The organism is Paenibacillus sp. BGI2013 (assembly GCF_002843485.1).
GTDB classification, from domain to species: domain Bacteria; phylum Bacillota; class Bacilli; order Paenibacillales; family Paenibacillaceae; genus Paenibacillus; species Paenibacillus amylolyticus.
The window spans coordinates 417,766-435,106 of sequence record NZ_PJFA01000002.1 but is presented as its reverse complement, the minus strand read 5'-3'; the positions used below and the strand labels follow the sequence as shown (position 1 = coordinate 435,106).

Genomic DNA, 17,341 nt, shown 5'->3' with positions numbered 1-17,341 from the left:
TGTTGGGTATAACAAAACCCCACAGCATGAAAAAGCGGTGGAGTTAAGGTTTCCTATCTTTTATTGATTCAGATTTCTAACAACTATAGAACTGAAATCCTAGATTTTAATTACTGATTATACTTGCTGAACGCATTCTGGTCGGCCTGTACATTCTCCAGATACACAATCTGTCCCGCATCATTTACACGTGCGATATCAATGCCTGCTTTGGCATATACCGTTCCGTCTGCCGCTTGTCCGCATACCGCCCAGTTCGTTTGGTAGCTGCCGTCAGGCTGTTGCACCCACGCGTCCCACATATGTTTTACATCCTTATTGTACTCGTAGAAAGCTTTCATAAAACCGTCGAATCCCGTTCGGCTGGTGCCGTTAAGTACAATCTCTGCGTCCGGTGTAAACAGAGACAATAAGTCCTGCATGGCGCGCTCGTCTGTACGTGAAGCATCAAATAAACGGAAATAGTTGTTCAACAGTGTAGTGGTACTCATAGTACTCATTTATATTCCTCCTAGAATAAAAAGCCGTTTTCCAATCTTTCAGTTCGAATATTTTCGAACTAATTGAAAAGAAATGTATCATACTTCTTATACTGCCTGCAAGAAATATATAAGTTGAGACCGACTTTTACACTAACACGGAGAGTGCAGAACCAATCTGAAGAAGCGAAGCGTGCGCTTAAAGCTTTCTGAAAGAAAGCTACATCGGAAGCATACACTATCACCGGATTTTTCCCTTGGACCAAGGGAATAAAGAAAATCTGGGGATAAGAGCGATCGAAAGATGGTACCGCAATCGGAGTAAACAAGTGTAATAGTTACAGTTCAACTTCTATAGTTCGATATTTTTCAAACATTGAAAGAGAAAGCCGAATATGCTAACGTCATAGATATGAGAACTCCAACGATACCTATGGCTTCGGAACTGAAGCTGACCACGGTCTGCAATGCATTGGGCGATCCGATCCGCATGAAAATTGCACACTGTCTGGCCAGTTCTGGCGAGAAAAACTGCTCCGCCTTCGAAGTTGACCATATTTCCAAATCCACGTTGTCCCATCACATCAAAATTTTACGTGAAGCTGGCGTGATCCAGCCACGCATTGAAGGTAAACAGCACTTTTATTCCCTACGAAAGGAAGAATTAAACGTACGTTTTCCAGGCCTCGTCGACATGATTCTGAATACAAACGAGGAATACGTAACATAGGCCCTAGATAAATTGAATTAACCCTTTAGACAAGAACGTAGAGGGCAGAAATAACCTGAAGAAGCGGAGCTAAAAGCTTTCTGCAAGAAAGCTGCATCGTAAGCATACGCTATCACCAGAATTTCACCTTTTAAAAGTAAATCGAAAATTCGGGGGATAACAGCGATCGGAAGATTGTTCTGTCATCGAAGTGGCAAGGATAAAAACTCTTTAGTTCAAATCTTATAGATCAAAGCATCACATTCATCATAATTGCAATTCCCATAAAGGAGGCTAACCATATGGACAAAAAGGCAGCAAAGATACTGCTGAGCACCTTCTGGGGAGGTGGTGGCTGGAAAACAACCTCTCCACCCTTCTCTGGAGATGAATTTGAATATGCCAAAAGCAAAGGTGTCATGTTCGATCCACTCACGATCACGCATGACGAGATTGTCCAGCGTCTATACGACATGCATCAGGATGACTCGTTCAAGGAACGGGTGATTTCGGCATTTCTACATAGTCTGTCCACCAAAAAAGTCTATCTGCGCAGCGCATTATCCAGCTGGGCTTTAACATCGAACATGCCTTTACACACCTATGCGGAACGCCCTGCCCTTCACCCTAACACCAGTGCCTGTGGAGATTGTAACTTCCTGCGTTTGCAGTCAGACAAGGCATATTCCAATGTCGACTTAAACGTCCTTAATTTTGAACGGATTAAGTGGGGCGGCGTGCGTCACGGCTGGCTTATCTATTGCCTGATGGATCTGGAATTACTGCTTCAGGACAACGATGCGAACTATGAAGTAACCCCTGAAGACCAAGCCATCCTGGTCAACCTGCTTGAAGCAGCTCAGACGGAAGACCCCAAGGACAGTGCTCGCTCACTTGAGAAAAAGTGGAAGGATCTCTTCCCTTCCAGCAAACAGGAGCGGGATGCCCTGCTGGAAATCTGGGCTGCAGCAGGCATACTGGTTCCTGGAGATAAACCGCGAAAAGGCAAAGGTGGTTCCAGCGATTTCATCTTTGCAGCAACCTGGCAAGGTGATGATGGATATCATACAGAAGCCGTAAAACATTATTTCGGCTCCTATCTTCCTCACATGCAATAAAACCTGAACTTTTGCTCACCTTTGCGTACGTCTGGTTACAATAATGACATCGACAGATTTCCTGTTTAACTCGTATAATAAGGGGAAATTGGTAGATGGGAGTGAAACAAGCGAGTTTATGGTATACATACTGGCTTTTATAGTGTCTTTTGCTGTCGTGGTTCTGCTTATTCCACCGCTTGGTCGATTGGCTCACCGGCTCGATTTTGTGGACAAGCCTCGGGAAGATGTGGAGCGTAAGCTACACAGGCAACCTATCCCGCTCACGGCGAGTTACGCGATATTTACTGGATTTTTCCTGACATACATTGCTCTGACAAAAGAAATCACATGGGAAACAGCGGCTCTGGTCGCTGGTGGTATGCTTCTGCTAACGATTGGTACCGTCGACGACTGGTACAAAACAAAAGGCAAAGATTTTCCTGCCCTGCCCAAAATGCTCGTACAAGTCTCTGCGGCAGTACTCGTATTTGCTTCTGGCATTGCGTTCACCGGATTTGTGAATCCCTTCAACGCGGAATATGTCATGCTTCCGATCTGGCTGCAATTCATTCTCACGATCCTGTGGATCTTCGGGGTGACAACAGTCATCAACTTCTCGGACGGCATGGACGGACTGGCTGGCGGGTTATCGGCCATCTCGGCAATTACCCTGTTCATCGTGGCGCTTGCCAAAGGTCAAAGTGATTCCGCACTCATGTCGATCATTCTAGTCGGTGTAACGATTGGTTATCTGAAGTACAACAAAGCTCCTGCCAAAGTGTTCATGGGTGATGCAGGCGCTACGTTCCTTGGCTTCATTCTGGCGGTTATCGCTCTGGATGGTGCATTCAAACAAGCAACCATGTTGTCCATCTTCATTCCGATTCTGGCGCTGGGTGTACCGATCTTCGACAACATCTTTGTCGTTATCAAACGTTTCATTCAAGGTAAAGCGATCTATCAGGCCGATGCAAGTCAAGCTCATTATCGGTTGCTGCGTGCCGGATTGAATCAAAATCAGGTGGTGGGTGTGCTGTATCTAGTCAGCACATGTCTGTGTCTATCCTCCATTATTCTGATGTTAGTGGAGTTATAAAACCAAAATAACGATGAAAATAATAGAAGCCACCTTCATTGCGTTGAGGGTGGCTTTCTTATGATGTTTTTTGGATCGCTTGCCTTTTTTTCTTTTCAGTTAAAGCGGAGTGATTCTAACTTACGATTTAACAGCCCCTGCCATAGCACCTCCAACAATGAAACGTTGCAAAGCAACGTACAGGACAACCAGTGGCAAGGTAACAATCAGAATGCCACACGCGAGCAGCGGCCAGTTGTTCATGTACTGTCCATAAAATGTAAAGAGTCCTTTGGTTACCGGCTGATAATTCGGATCAGATAAATAAATGGTCGGCCCGATAATATCGTTCCATACACCAATCGCGGTAAGAATAATACCTGTTGCCAGGATTGGTTTCATTAACGGAACAAGGATGGTGAACAGATACCTTGTATACCCGCACCCGTCCATGGCAGAGGCCTCATCCAGTTCACGCGATATTGATTTGATATAACCCACAAACATGAGAAAGGCAATGCCCGTACCTGTCGTCTTCAATAAGATGTAACCGATTTGGGTGTTGTAAAGACCCAGATTATTGATCAGGGAAAACTGCGGAATGAGCGGGTTGGGAAGGTACATGGAAATTAGAAAGAAAATATAAATGAGTGTGCTGAATTTAACATATCTGCGTGCGAGCGGGAATGCAGCAAATATAGATAAAATCAACGTCAGCAGGGTGGACATCCCTGTATAGAGCACACTGTTCCACATATACTGAGAGAAGTTCCCTTTGTTCCATGCTTCGGAAAAGTTCTCAAGCCGGATCCCTTCAGTAAGAGCTACAGGATCGAGCAGATACTCTGTCTGTGTCTTCATGGATACATTGAACAGATAGAATAGAGGGAAAACGTACAACGCAAGCATGAGCAGAACGATAACGTAGCTGACCATTCTGGACGTTTGGCTCTGTTTCATTACGCTTCCACCTCTCTTCTGCGAAGGTAAAATAAAGCGACCATCGATATGGTAAATACAAAGAGGAACTGAATCATCGCCACAGCAGAAGCCAAACCGTAATCAGCCGTTCCTGTGCCAAATGCCGTAGCATAAACATCAAACGCAAGCGTCGTTGTATTGAACTTGCCGCCTGTAAGTACATAGATAATATCAAAGGTTTGCAATGCCCCTATGATAGACAAGAGCATGTTAACCGTGAATGCAGGAGCAATCATGGGGAATGTAATGTTCGTAAATGCTTTCCATCCCGAAGCACCATCCATGTAACCCGCCTCATACAGATCGCTCGGAATAGACTGCAGACCTGCAAGAAAAATCGTCATGGAGTAACCCATGTACATCCAGATTTGAACAAAAATAATCAATTCGAAGGCAATATTATAATCGCCAAAAAAGTTGGAACTGGTACCCAAGAAATTCAGAAAGGACTGGGCTGGTCCGCCCAGCGGATTTGCAACGAGTTGCCAAATGAGTCCAGACACAGTAACCCCCAGCACCACTGGCAAAAAGAATACCGCGCGATATAATTTATCGCCTCTAAGCTTTTTATTGATCAAAATCGCTATAAACAAACCCACTGCATTTTGTATGATCACAACAGCAAACGCAAAGTATAAGGATCGCCCAATAGCATCCATTCGGTCTCCAGCATTGGATGCACCAAAAAATGTTTTATAGTTTTCAAAGCCGATAAAGCTCCATTCCTGGCCCCGAACACCAGTAGCATCTGTAAACGAAAACAGTATCGTCACAAGTGATGGACCGAAGCCAAACACGACATAAAGTAACAACGGAATGCTCAAATACAGATAAGGAATAAGTCTTGCCTTACCTTTCCCAAACGGATACATCGTCCTCACACCTTTCATGGGGTAAAACTAAGACATAAGAAAACCGGAATAACAGCCTTGTCTGGCCTGAAGGCTCAGACCCGAGCGCTATTCCGGCGCATGCGGCCAACTTGTGCCATGAATATGAATGATTATGAATTACTTTGGAGCAGCAGCATCCCAGTCCGCTTGGGATTTACCTGCAAGCTCTTCCGGTGTTGCAATCGGTCCGGCTGGCTTGAGCATCTCTGCGTGAACGCTGGCCTCCGAAATGTACTGTCCTACATTCTGACGGTTAATGAACAACTGATCCCAAGATAGTTTAAAGTCCTCCAGGTAAGGCTGAATGCCTTGGATAAACTCACTTGTCATCTCCACATCAGGCTGTGTAGGCAGGAAGCCGGCTGCATTCACAAATTCCGTGTAGTTCTCTTTCTCCGATAACATATCAAGCCATTTCATTGCGTAATCCTTGTTCGGTGAGTTATCCACCACCATCCAGGTCATATCGTATTTACCCGCCAGATTTTTGTTCTTGGCTGCATCATTGCTACCTGGAATTGGGAAATATCCAAACTTCAGATCAGGGTTGGCCGTTTGAATTGTTGTTGCATCCCAAGTGCCGTCAGCAATCATAGCCACCTTGCCTGTAGCGAACAAACTGGGCAATGTTCCGTAGTCAATACCCATGAAACCAGGCATTGCATTGTTCATCAGATCCTGAGATTTCTGCAAGACTTCAAGTTGAACCGGATCAGTCAGCTTGGTTTCACCAGTCCATAGACCTTTGATATAAGCAAGCTGATCTTCATGAATAGAGGCCTGAAGCCCTTGCACCGCAAGACCTATTGGCCATACATCTTTACCCGCCAGACCCAGCGCTTCGACACCATTGTCTTTGAACACTTTGATAACATGTTGCAATTCATCCCAGGTTGTAGGGATTTCCAGATTATATTTTGCGAAGAGTTCCTTATTGTAGAACAGTCCTGTGAATGCCACCTTGCCCATGTTTACACCGTACACCTTATCGTTATACGTCATTGCGTTCTGTACATCCGCTTCATTGTAGTTTTTGATAAAAGATTGATCAGACAGATCACTGATTAACCCGGCATCGATCCATTGCTTCCACATCGGATCAGCAGCACCACTGGACCATTCCTGCGGAGCGCCTACAAAGCTTGATTTGAGTGGAATGATATCTACGTCCCCATTACTTCCGGCGTTCATCCGTGTTTGCATCAACTGATCGTATGTCGCGTCTGCCGGAACCGTAGTATATTCCACCTTTACGTCCGGATATTTCGCTTCAAATTTCGTATTAAACTCTTTGATGTAGTTGTTAATATTCTCTTGCTGCCAGTGAATGATCTTCAAGGTAACTTTTTTGCTGCTGTCTGTAGCCTGAGTTCCTTCTGATTCCGAAGAGCTGTTACTACAAGCGGCGAGCACACATAATAAAACGGTTACAAGTACAATGGTTAAAGTCATTTTCTTCATTTTCGTTGTCCCCCAAATTTTTGAATTAAATCTACGAAATCAGTTTCGTTAATTCCACCCTTATTATGACTTCAGATCTTTATTTTGTAAATAGTCATTTTGTTTTTTTGATTTCCATGCTTTAACACGCTTGATAAAAGCTTTATTTATTGCTGTATACGTTGAAATCAAGGTACCCTTTACGATAGTTACGAAACACAGCACATGACATAATTTCATTTAAGCCCCAGACAACCCGGCATTCCTTTAAATGGACTCAAAATCTGTAAAATAATTAAGATTACGAGCTAAAATTCGTCCTTATTTTCGCGACAAACCTCCTTGATCACTTCAAACCTATGGATGCATATCATTTCAAGTGTGAAACCCTCTCTCTGCTGTTGACTCTCCGGTCTATGTAGCATAGAATACTTGCAAGAAAGCGAAAAAACCGATACAGCCCCAGTTTACGAAACCAGTTTAGGAATCCGAGGGATGTTTATGAATATCAAAACGATAGCGAGTTTAGCCGGCGTGTCTGTAGCCACGGTGTCCAAGATTATTAATAACTATCCAGATATTAGCGAGGAAACGCGCCAGCGAGTGCTTAAAATTATGGAAGAGACAGGCTATCGTCCATCTTCTTCAGCCAAAACACTGGCAACCAAAAAATCCAGCCTCGTTGGCGTTGTGTTTGCAGGGAAGCTGAACGTGGATTTCAGCCACCCTTTCTTCGTACAGGTTATCAATGCGTTTAAGAAACAAATTGGCTTGCTTGGATACGATCTACTCTTCTTCTCGAATGAGAAGTTTCTGGATCAGGGTGAGGACTACTTGGCGAGATCCAAGTATTTTCAAGTGGATGGCTGTATTATTATTGCGGGGGATGAGGTCGAGAGCAGCATATTCGACCTGGATGCCAGCCCGATTCCTTGTATCGGAATAGATATCGAGCTAACAGGACAAAGCTCCTGTTACATCATGTCCGATAACGATAAGATCTCAACCAAAGTTGTAGAACAATTTTATATGAACGGTTATCGAGATGTTGGTTTTATCGGGCTGGAGCGCGCCTCTCTTGTGATGCAACAGAGAGAGATGGCTTTCAAACGTTCACTAAATCAGTTTAGTCTTGATGAAAAGCCCGAGTGGGTTGTATACAGCAAAGATTATGCCGCAGCGGATGGATACGAAGCGGCCAAGAAAATGCTCGCCTGCAAGACTCTGCCACGTGCCGTGTTTGCAGCCACAGATCTACTTGCCTTTGGAGCTATTCGCGCCTTTAAGGAAGTGGGGTTACGCATTCCAGAAGATATAGCTGTGACAGGTTGTGACGACATCGAAGCCTGCCGTTATACCGATCCACCGCTAACAACCGTCAAGCAGGATACGGACAAAATTGGACGCCTTGCTGCCATGATTCTGTTTGATCTGATGAACAAACAAATGGATAATCGTTGCATTAAAGTAGAGCCGGAACTGGTTGTGCGTCAATCCTGTGGCACAGCCATGCTGCTGGCACAGGAAATCTGAGCGTTAAGTCCTTGGGACTGGCTGCTGCAGATCAATTCACATCATAGACATAGCGATTTTTCATAAAACTCCACATCAAGAAACGAAAAGGGGATGTCCCATAAGTCATGAATATGACAAGTGACATCCCTTGTTTGTGTTATTTGTTTTAATGTACCTGAGACACGCTATCCGCTCCCATTTGCCGAGAAAGTTCCTGCTATCTGGAAGCGGCAGTAGGCAGCTTGCCCTCTACTGTCTGCAAGTCAGACCATCCGGGTCGATCAAGTTCGATGAGACGGCGGTATCGCTCTTCCCCAGCCAGCAATTGTTCGTGAGAACCCTGCATGGCAATTTTTCCATTTTCCATAAAAATAAGTTCGTCCATCTGTTCCGCACCAATCAGGTGATGGGTGACCCAGATCATCGTTTTGCCTTGCAAGCTACCCAGGATAGTCCGCATCAGTTCGCGTTCCGTCACCGGATCAAGCCCTACGGTTGGTTCATCCAATATAATAACAGGTGTCTCCCGAAGCAGTACCCGGGCCAGAGCGATCCGTTGCCTTTCCCCACCGGAGAAACGCAGGCCCGTCTCCAGCATTGGCGTATCATATCCCTGCGGCAAAGATTCGATTAGACCGGATAACCCTACTTGGGCGGCCACCTGACGAATCTCCTCATCCGTTGCATGTGGACGACCAATCCGCAAATTATTGGCTACCGTGGTGTCGAACAGGTGTGGGCTCTGATTCAGTACTGCGATGACATCAGTGACACTCTCACCCAAGGTCTGCACAGGCATATTATTGATCAGAACTTTCCCCGCAGATGGAAGCAATGCCCCCTGAATCAGTTTCAACAAGGTTGATTTGCCGCCGCCGCTTCGTCCAAGAATAGCTAATCGTTTGCCTTGTGGCAGATGAAGGGATACGTCCTGTACGGCGTAGGAATCATCCGCTGCATAACGATAACTTACGAGATTAATCTCGATGTCTGCTCTGAGTTTGGGTGGAATGCGAAGACGAATTCGTCTGTCCGGGATAACATTCGCAGCTGGCAAGGACTCCGATGTCTGTCCGGCCATCACATTGCCGTTTTTCACTACAGAGATCGATTCGCCCGTTCCATCCGCATCACCGACTCCATTCTGCACCGGAAGATAACCTTTCCTTTCCAGCTGTTTCAAGCGATCCAGCGACTCCCGATACTGTGGAAGATGCTCCACCGCATCCCCTACAGGCAGAAGTGTTTCCGTGAGCGGGAATAACACCAGCACAAAAGCAGCAATCATCACGGCAGGCAATTGTCCAATAGCAGCGGCATTTCCGGCCCATAACGTAACCGATACCACCAGCAGGCCAATGACAAACTGAGCCATCAGATCACGCCAGCGTGTCCAACGCCGCAACTTGCGACGAACTGTGTCGACCTGTTCTTCTGCCTCTTCCTGCTGCTGAACAAACTCTGCCGCTCGTCCACTTGCAAGCCAATCTCCCAGTCCAAGTACACCGTCGGTCAGACGGGTATACAACCTGCTGTTTTCCTTTTTCAGCCGTACACGCCATTTCCACGTCACTTTCAGGGAGATCGCAGGTAACACGGCAACGAGAAATAACATATACAAGCCCATCCACACCGCAAATCCCAGATCAACACTGCCAAAGGCAATCATAGCCCCACCGTACATCACGAGCGCGGTAACGGCGGGGAAGACTGTACGCAGATAGATATCCTGCAGCCGCTCCACATCATCGGCGAGTGCTCCAAGTACATCCCCGGTCTGCATACGAGAACGCAGGAACAGGGCCTGCGGCTCCAGAATGCGATATAACTTCACCCGCTGATCGGCCAATACCCGCAGTACGGCATCATGTCCTGCCAATCGCTCGATATATCGAAACACGGCGCGGAATATCCCAAATGCACGTACACCAACAATAGGTACATACACCATCAGAATATTTTCAGGACGCAGCGCAGACTTGGAGATCAGAAATCCGGAGGTGAACAGTAGCAGTACCGCACACAAGGCAGCACATGTACCCAGCGCAATAACTGCGATGAATCTCCAGCGGTACTGTGCCACATACGGAGCAATCCAGCTATTTTTTTCTTTTCCGTTACGGACGGTCTCCATATGCTCATATCCGGACTTCATTTTATATCGCCTCCATCTGGGCCTGAATCATCTGATAATATACGCCTTGTCGTGCCAGTAACTCCTGATGTGTTCCCGTCTCTGCCACTGTGCCGCCATCCATGACAATAATCCGATCCATATGCGGCATCCAATGCAGACGATGGGTAGCCAAAAATACAAGTTTTCCTTCAAATAGCGGCAGCATCGTCTGTTTCAGTTCATACTCTGTCTCTACATCGAGATGAGCTGTCGGTTCATCAAGCAACAGGATGTTTCGTTTACTAAGCAAGGCCCTTGCCAGCGCCACGCGTTGCTCCTGCCCACCACTGAGCTGTCTGCCGCCAGCCCCAATAGGCTCATGCAGCCCACCAGATAATGAAGACAGTAGTTTGGTTAATCCAGCTGCGCTAATGGCCTTGGCCACTTCCGCATCCGAAGCCTCCGGCATGTAGAAACGAACGTTATCCGCCAGACTTCCGCTGAAGATATACGGATGCTGCGGGATAGCTGCCGTCTGTCTTCGCCAGGATTCAAGCATATCCTGTGTCACAGGCTGTCCGTTGGCTAATACTTGGCCTGAAGTAGGAAGCTGAAATCCAGCCAATACATCAATCAACGTGGACTTGCCTGCTCCGCTGGTGCCAATAATACCGATTTTGCCAAGACCCGTGATCTGAAATGTGACATCCTTTAGCGAATAAGGACCTTCATCATCGTGTCGTACCTGTACATCCGTTAGAGCCAATCTACTATTCTCATTCCAAGAGAACACCGAGGAAGAGGAAGAAACAAGCTCAGGAGTAGTAGAAGCAGAAGCAGGAGCAAGATGCCCCGCAGCCGCTTTATCATTCAACACGACACTTATGGTCGAAGTAGCGGCTTTCCTTTTACCCAAAGACAATGATGCAGATCCCGTCCCATCCTCTGCCATGTCCGCATGCGCAACAACATTTGCATAGGCTTCTTTTTGTTTCTGTTCAGCAGCTTTCCCCCGTTCAATCACTTGGTTGATAGCCGCTCCAGCTTCCTTACCGTCCAATGTGGCATGATAATCAGCGCCTAGCATACGTACAGGCAGGAAATATTCGGGTGCCAGAATCAGTACCGTCAACGCAGGGCCAAGCAGCATATGCCCTTCCGTCAGACGTAATCCCAGACCAACCGCCACGGAAGCAACGGACAGCATGGTGAAGAAATCGAGTGCAAACGAAGAAAGAAAAGCCATGCGCAGAGTAGACATCGTTGCTTTCCGATACCGCTGACTGACCCGCAGAATGGACCCTTCATGTGTTTTGCTCTGTCCCAATGTTTTTAGCGTTTCTAGTCCACGCAAGGTATCAACAAAATGGTTAGCGAGTGCTTTGTAAGATCTGAATTGTCCGTCTATCTTACGCTGAGCTGCGAGGCCAATCAGAATCATGAATACGATCAGGATTGGGAGTGTCAGCATCAGAATAACCCCGGACATCAGATCCAGCTTGAACACATACAGCAAAATGACGATGGGTGTGAATCCTATGCCCAGCATGCGAGGAATAAATAGTTCCAGATACGTCTTGTATTGAGCTGTTCCCTCACGTGCCAGTGTAACCAGATGTCCTGTGCCCTCCGTCTTGGCATAACGCGGCCCAAGTCTGAACCACTGCTCCACCATCTGTCTACGCAGATCAGTCCCTGTCTTCTCCGCATATCGTGAAGTCACGAGTTGTAACCAGAAGGATAGGGCGTAGCGGGCGGCAAAAGCAGCCAGGAACAGCAGCAGTACAGGATACTGCTCCGTTACGGATGAACCTTCAAATAATGCCGTTATGGCCTGTGCTAGCCATTTAGCCTGCATAATGATCGTCATCGCCTGTAGCATCACCAGCGCTGAGGCCAGCGCAAGTACCGGCCGGATGCCCGGCAGCTTCATCAGCCCCCGTCCCATATCAGTACTCCAGGTGGTGCTGCTCGTTCAGACGTTTGCGGAAGATATAATAACTCCAGATCTGATACCCAAGAACAAACGGCAGCAATGTGCAAGCTACAATGGTCATTACTTTCAATGAATACGCACCCGATGCGGCATTGTATACAGTCAGGTCATACGCCGCCCCAAAGGAACTCACCATCACTCTTGGGAACAGTCCGATAAATACCGAGGCAAAGGCAATTGCAATCACTGCACCTGTCATACCAAAAGCCCAGCCTTCACGCTTCTGACGAACAAAGTATGCCGCAAGTGCAAGCGAAACTGCGCCAAGTACAACCATGATCCAAAGAGCCCAGCCTCGTACGGCGAACACATCCGTCATGAAATACGTCATTAACGCGTAAACAGCGAGTAGTGCAGCCAGCGGCAGCATCAATTTTTGCGCTGTCTTCAAGGCACGCTCTCTGAGATCACCTACTGTTCGTAGTGATGCAAACAGCAATCCATGAACCAGACACAGCAGGGTTACACTCAAGCCACCAATCACGGTGTACGGATTAACAATATCGAGGAATCCTGCACGCAACTGCATCTCCCCATCAATGGGCAGACCTTTCATCAATGTGGCAAAGACCACGCCGAACAGGAAAGGCAACAGCGCGCTGGAGACAACAATGATGATGTCCCATGTTTTGCGCCAGCGCTGCTGTTTCATTTTACTGCGGAATTCGAAAGCAACTCCGCGGCCAATCAAGGCGAGTAACACCACCACAAGTGGCAGGTAAAAACCACTGAACAACGTGGCATACCAGTGCGGGAAGGCAGCAAACATCGCGCCCCCTGCCGTAATCAGCCATACTTCATTACCATCCCAGAACGGACCGATTGAGTTAATCAGGGTCCGGCGTTCACGATCTGTTTTGGCAATAATGCCTGTAGACATCCCCACACCAAAATCAAAACCTTCCAAAAAGAAGAAACCAACAAACAATACGGCAATCAGCAAAAACCACAACTCACTTAGTGACAACGGAATAACCTCCATCCACGCCGAACGGATCGGCCGATTCATCGTGATCTTCTGGCTTCTCGACCGCAAACGGTCCTGCTTTGATCTCACGTACGAACAGGTATACCATCACGATTCCGAGAACCGTATACGCAGCGGTAAAAGCGATGGTCGAGAACAGGATCGTTCCTGCGGATACGTTCGGCGAGACCCCGGCTTCGGTTGTCATATAGCCAAATACTGTCCATGGCTGTCTTCCTACCTCGGTCATAATCCAACCTGACGTATTGGCGATAAACGGCAGGGAGATGGCGAACACCATCAGATGCATAAACCACTTTCCAGCGACCTCCAGCTTCTTACGCATGGCTAGGAACGTACCGTATAGCGCCAATGCAATCATTAAACCACCCGCTGCGATCATAATGCGGAAACTCCAGAATGTTGTCCGTACCGGCGGGATGTAGTCCCCCGGTCCATACGTCTGTTCATACTCAGCTTGAAGCTCCTTCATACCTTTGACACTACCGGAGAACTTGCTGTAGGACAGATAACTGAGCAATCCAGGGATTTTGATCTCACCCGTACTCTCCTGTTTATCCGGGTCAATAAAAGCGACCACCGTCCATGGTGCCGGATCTTCTGTCGTTGTCCATGTGCCCTCACTGGCTGCCATCTTCATCGGCTGTGTCTCCACCAGATATTGCGCCTGGAAGTGTCCGGAGAAAGCTACACCAAATGAAGAAACAAGAGCGATAATGATCGCGATATTAAACGATTTGCGGAAGATCTCCACATCCTGCTTCTTCATCAATTTGTAGGCACTGATCCCGGTTACAACGAAGGCTCCTGTCATCAATGCCCCAAAGATTGTATGTGGGAACTCGACGAGCAACTGACCATTCGTGATGAGTGCAAAGAAATCATTCATCTCGGCTCGGCCGTTGTTAATCTCAAACCCAACAGGATGTTGCATAAATGAATTGGCTGCCAGAATCCACAGCGCGGACAGGAATGTGCCGACAAACACCAGCCAGATGCAGGCTAGATGCACTTTTTTGGACAAACGATCCCATCCGAATATCCACAATCCAATAAATGTAGACTCCATAAAAAACGCCAGTAGCGCTTCAATAGCCAGTGGCGCACCGAACACGTCTCCGACAAATCGGGAGTACTCGGACCAGTTCATACCAAACTGGAACTCTTGCAAAATACCTGTGACTACCCCGACGGCAAAGTTAATCAGGAACAGCTTGCCCCAGAACTTCGCCATCGTTTTGTAGATTTCCTTACCCTTAACAACGTACAACGTCTCCATAATCGCAACCAACAGTACTAGACCGATGGATAGCGGGACAAAAAAGAAATGGAAAATCGTTGTAAGTGCATATTGGATACGCGATAACATAATCGGATCCATACCGTTACCCCTTCTTTCTGTTCACTTCGCAGTATGCGTATTTGGCATTGAAGCTGCACCTTCGCTGTCTGTCCGCCAAATACGTTGATGAACGTATTGTGCCAGATTACCTATTTTATACATGTGAGAATTATCACAATCTTCCTCTCTAGAGCAAAAAAAAGTGATCCTGGTCACACAAAAGATAAAATTCAGCCTTTTATCACAGCTTGCCAACTTCATCTATTCATGGAAGATACTCATGTTTGGGACGGAATGCCCATATGTTAGTCTCAGGCATATCATGCGAAGTACCGTGAGGGCTTTACATATGAAGTGAAAGCATGAAACACATGCAGAGCGAATGACGCTCCATATTACAGTCAAGGTGAGGTGAACTATTCATGGAAAAACCTGCACCACTACCAGGTGAAGACACCGAAGCCAGCCTGGATAAGGCCAGTACAACACTGCCCCCTGTCCGGTATGTTCTCTTCCCTCGCAAAGGAGGCTGGTCATCCTTTCCCTATCCCGATATTGCTGCACTGCTGTCGATCGAGGGAGAGGTCTACTATGTCAGCAGCCTGACGCAAACAGAAGATGTACCTCCGGTCATTACCATCATCTCCCTCCCTGAGGCTGAGCAGCTATTGCTGGAACCTCGCACCGTAGCCGTAGTCGCCCATCCCTACTGGCTAATGGCTACAGCTTCGCTGGAGCCTGAGCTATGTATTGCCCTGCTCCCTGAGCCTGCTGGAAACGAAGCAGAATCTCCGCTATGGGAGAGCAGTATTTCCAAACTGGTCGGCATCGCCGATCTGGTAGGCACATCCTCCGAAACACGTTATATGAAGCTGTTATTCCAAGGCGTACGTGCCATCTGGCTGGGCGGAGAAGACCCTGCACCTGCGGGTACGATGCAAAAGGATGATCTCGAAGTCCCTCTCCAGGACTACGAACTGCTCTTCTTGCATGCGCTGCGGCAGATCCTGTCAGGCACTCCAGATAGCGTCACCCTGCTTCAATGCAGTGTACGTGCCGACTTCTACCGTCAGTTGCGTGCCAAAGCAGGTGCACATGAGACGATATCCTTTTTGCTGGCAGCCTATGAGTACTTGCTTGAAGATCCGCGGGCCGTCCATTCGTTGCAAGAGGCCTTCACCCATGCGGTCATGAATGGTCGCAGTGATTGTGTAGTCTCCCACTATAGATTCCTGTCTGCCATTCATGCCCGGGCCGGACAGTTGGAGGACGCCCTGCGGGTGTACGGAATTAGTGCAGCCGATGAACAAGAACGGCATCATTATGAACAGCTCTGTCGCTGGTTTGAGGCAGGAGAAGATCAACTTGTACGAGCGGAACTACTCCGTATGAACGATGATTACGGAAACGCCCTGCGTATCCTGGACGAACTTGGCGGAGAAACGGCGAGACATTGGAAATTCCGCATTTACCAGGAGACTGGACGTGTGGAAGAAGCACTGGCTCTGGTGCATGCAGTCGATATTCAGGATGATGCCAGTCGCCGGGATTACCAGCAATTATCCGGCAGTGCGCTGGCACTGCGAGGGGAACGACACGGGGCAGTCCGACATTTCCTTGAGACAGCACTGGAGGATGAAGATGCGCTGGTCCGGATTGTCGAGCTGGAGCTGTTGGATCATGCTGTACAGCAATTGCTTGGGGAGGTGCCATGATGCTGGACCCAAAGAAGCGTAGACAACAGTTGAATGGACCAATGGTGCACAGGGATATCCGAACCGAAACCACTTACACGCCAACCGAAACAGTCGATCGAACACATACAGACGCATTGGAAAATGAAGATCACACCCCGGATCATGCACAACCAACGCAGGACATCCGAAGCCAAGTGCATCACTGGAATGATTCACAAGGTCAGGCAGAACAGAATGCTGCTGTAACACATGAGGAAACAAGTATATTCAAAGAACCCTTCTCCATTCGTCGGGTTCGCAAAAACAAAGGCAACAAGCTGACCGCCATGCTCCAGGTTCGCAATGAACGTGGCCGATACCTTGAAGAAGTATTGCATGATCTGAGTGAGTTCGTGGATGAGATCGTCATTGTGGACGATGCCAGCACAGACGGAACACCGGACATGTGCAAAACCTATCCAAAGGTGGTCCGTCTGGAGGTATTGGAGAAACCACTGTTCGCCGAGGAATGGCGACTTCGCAACACCTTGTGGCAAGCGGCTGCGGGAACATGTCCCGACTGGTTGCTTTCAGTTGATGCGGATGAGCTGTACAGCTCAGAGGCCAAGAAAGCCATACGCACTCTGATTAATCAGGAGTATGCGGACTGGTTTGCATTCCGATTCTACGATATGTGGGGTGGCCGGACCCACTACCGGGAAGATGATCTCTGGTCTCTGCACAAACGGCATACCGCTTCACTTGTACGGTATATGCCTGGATATCCTTATTTTTATCCACAACAGAATCATCATGTTCCCCGCCTCCCCTTGTCCTGCACGGTATTGCCTGGGGTCAGCACGGAATTGAAGGTTCAGCATCTCGGATGGGCAGGCAGTCTGGAGGACCGGGTTCGTAAATATTTGCGTTACAAGCGCATTGATCCTAGCGGTGAGTGGGGCAATCTTGCACACTACGAGTCTATTCTCGATCCGGAACCTCGGCTGATTCCCTGGAAGGAGGGACCGTGA

General features: G+C 47.8%; 14 protein-coding genes. 6 read left to right on the top strand and 8 right to left on the bottom strand.

The features are described 5' to 3' along the window. Positions 1-110 precede the first annotated feature (110 nt). Complete coding sequence (locus tag CXK86_RS05775; protein ID WP_047840828.1) at positions 111-500, bottom strand: nuclear transport factor 2 family protein; 390 nt, start codon at positions 498-500, stop codon at positions 111-113. A 391-nt stretch (positions 501-891) separates the two neighbouring features. Here CXK86_RS05775 and CXK86_RS05770 point away from each other — a divergent pair, with 391 nt between their 5' ends. The 3 genes from CXK86_RS05770 to CXK86_RS05760 all read left to right on the top strand — a co-directional run bounded on the left by CXK86_RS05770 (position 892) and on the right by CXK86_RS05760 (position 3,384). Further along, entirely contained in the window at positions 892-1,209 is a 318-nt protein-coding gene (locus CXK86_RS05770; protein ID WP_076251788.1) for an ArsR/SmtB family transcription factor, read from the top strand. A 281-nt stretch (positions 1,210-1,490) separates the two neighbouring features. Next, a complete protein-coding gene (locus tag CXK86_RS05765; RefSeq protein WP_076251789.1) occupies positions 1,491-2,306 on the top strand; it encodes a hypothetical protein in 816 nt (271 codons plus the stop codon). A gap of 118 nt (positions 2,307-2,424) precedes the next feature. Continuing rightward, positions 2,425-3,384, top strand: coding sequence for an MraY family glycosyltransferase (locus tag CXK86_RS05760; RefSeq protein ID WP_036613004.1), 960 nt, complete (start codon positions 2,425-2,427; stop codon positions 3,382-3,384). A gap of 120 nt (positions 3,385-3,504) precedes the next feature. Here the strand turns inward: CXK86_RS05760 and CXK86_RS05755 are convergent, their stop codons facing one another. The 3 genes from CXK86_RS05755 to CXK86_RS05745 all read right to left on the bottom strand — a co-directional run bounded on the left by CXK86_RS05755 (position 3,505) and on the right by CXK86_RS05745 (position 6,698). Beyond that, positions 3,505-4,323: a carbohydrate ABC transporter permease gene (locus CXK86_RS05755; RefSeq protein ID WP_074092669.1), complete on the bottom strand. Its 819-nt coding sequence runs from the start codon at positions 4,321-4,323 to the stop codon at positions 3,505-3,507. Then, positions 4,323-5,216, bottom strand: a complete 894-nt coding sequence (locus CXK86_RS05750) for a carbohydrate ABC transporter permease (protein WP_036613007.1) — start codon at positions 5,214-5,216, stop codon at positions 4,323-4,325. Before CXK86_RS05750 ends, CXK86_RS05755 begins: the two co-directional genes overlap by 1 nt. A 138-nt stretch (positions 5,217-5,354) precedes the next feature. Next, a complete protein-coding gene (locus tag CXK86_RS05745) occupies positions 5,355-6,698 on the bottom strand; it encodes an ABC transporter substrate-binding protein (protein WP_076251791.1) in 1,344 nt (447 codons plus the stop codon). Between the two features lie 480 nt (positions 6,699-7,178). Between CXK86_RS05745 and CXK86_RS05740 the strand changes: the two genes are divergently transcribed. Continuing rightward, a complete protein-coding gene (locus CXK86_RS05740; RefSeq protein WP_076252206.1) occupies positions 7,179-8,210 on the top strand; it encodes a LacI family DNA-binding transcriptional regulator in 1,032 nt (343 codons plus the stop codon). Between the two features lie 199 nt (positions 8,211-8,409). Here the strand turns inward: CXK86_RS05740 and cydC are convergent, their stop codons facing one another. From cydC to CXK86_RS05720, 4 genes are read right to left on the bottom strand one after another with little or no spacing between them, the layout of a single operon-like run. Next, entirely contained in the window at positions 8,410-10,347 is a 1,938-nt protein-coding gene (gene cydC, locus CXK86_RS05735; RefSeq protein WP_083684525.1) for a thiol reductant ABC exporter subunit CydC, read from the bottom strand. Position 10,348: 1 nt separating this feature from the next. Beyond that, on the bottom strand, positions 10,349-12,256 hold the full coding sequence (cydD, locus tag CXK86_RS05730; RefSeq protein WP_076251793.1) for a thiol reductant ABC exporter subunit CydD: 1,908 nt from the start codon (positions 12,254-12,256) through the stop codon (positions 10,349-10,351). Position 12,257: 1 nt separating this feature from the next. Beyond that, positions 12,258-13,313 (bottom strand): cytochrome d ubiquinol oxidase subunit II, encoded by a 1,056-nt coding sequence (cydB, locus tag CXK86_RS05725; protein ID WP_244898245.1) that lies wholly within the window; start codon positions 13,311-13,313, stop codon positions 12,258-12,260. Next, a complete protein-coding gene (locus tag CXK86_RS05720; RefSeq protein WP_076251795.1) occupies positions 13,258-14,673 on the bottom strand; it encodes a cytochrome ubiquinol oxidase subunit I in 1,416 nt (471 codons plus the stop codon). The genes cydB and CXK86_RS05720 overlap by 56 nt, the downstream gene beginning before the upstream one ends. 383 nt (positions 14,674-15,056) lie before the next feature. Between CXK86_RS05720 and CXK86_RS05715 the strand changes: the two genes are divergently transcribed. Together CXK86_RS05715 and CXK86_RS05710 are read left to right on the top strand one after the other, a co-directional pair. Then, positions 15,057-16,349, top strand: a complete 1,293-nt coding sequence (locus CXK86_RS05715) for a tetratricopeptide repeat protein (RefSeq protein WP_101313513.1) — start codon at positions 15,057-15,059, stop codon at positions 16,347-16,349. Then, a complete protein-coding gene (locus CXK86_RS05710; RefSeq protein WP_083684528.1) occupies positions 16,349-17,341 on the top strand; it encodes a glycosyltransferase in 993 nt (330 codons plus the stop codon). Before CXK86_RS05715 ends, CXK86_RS05710 begins: the two co-directional genes overlap by 1 nt.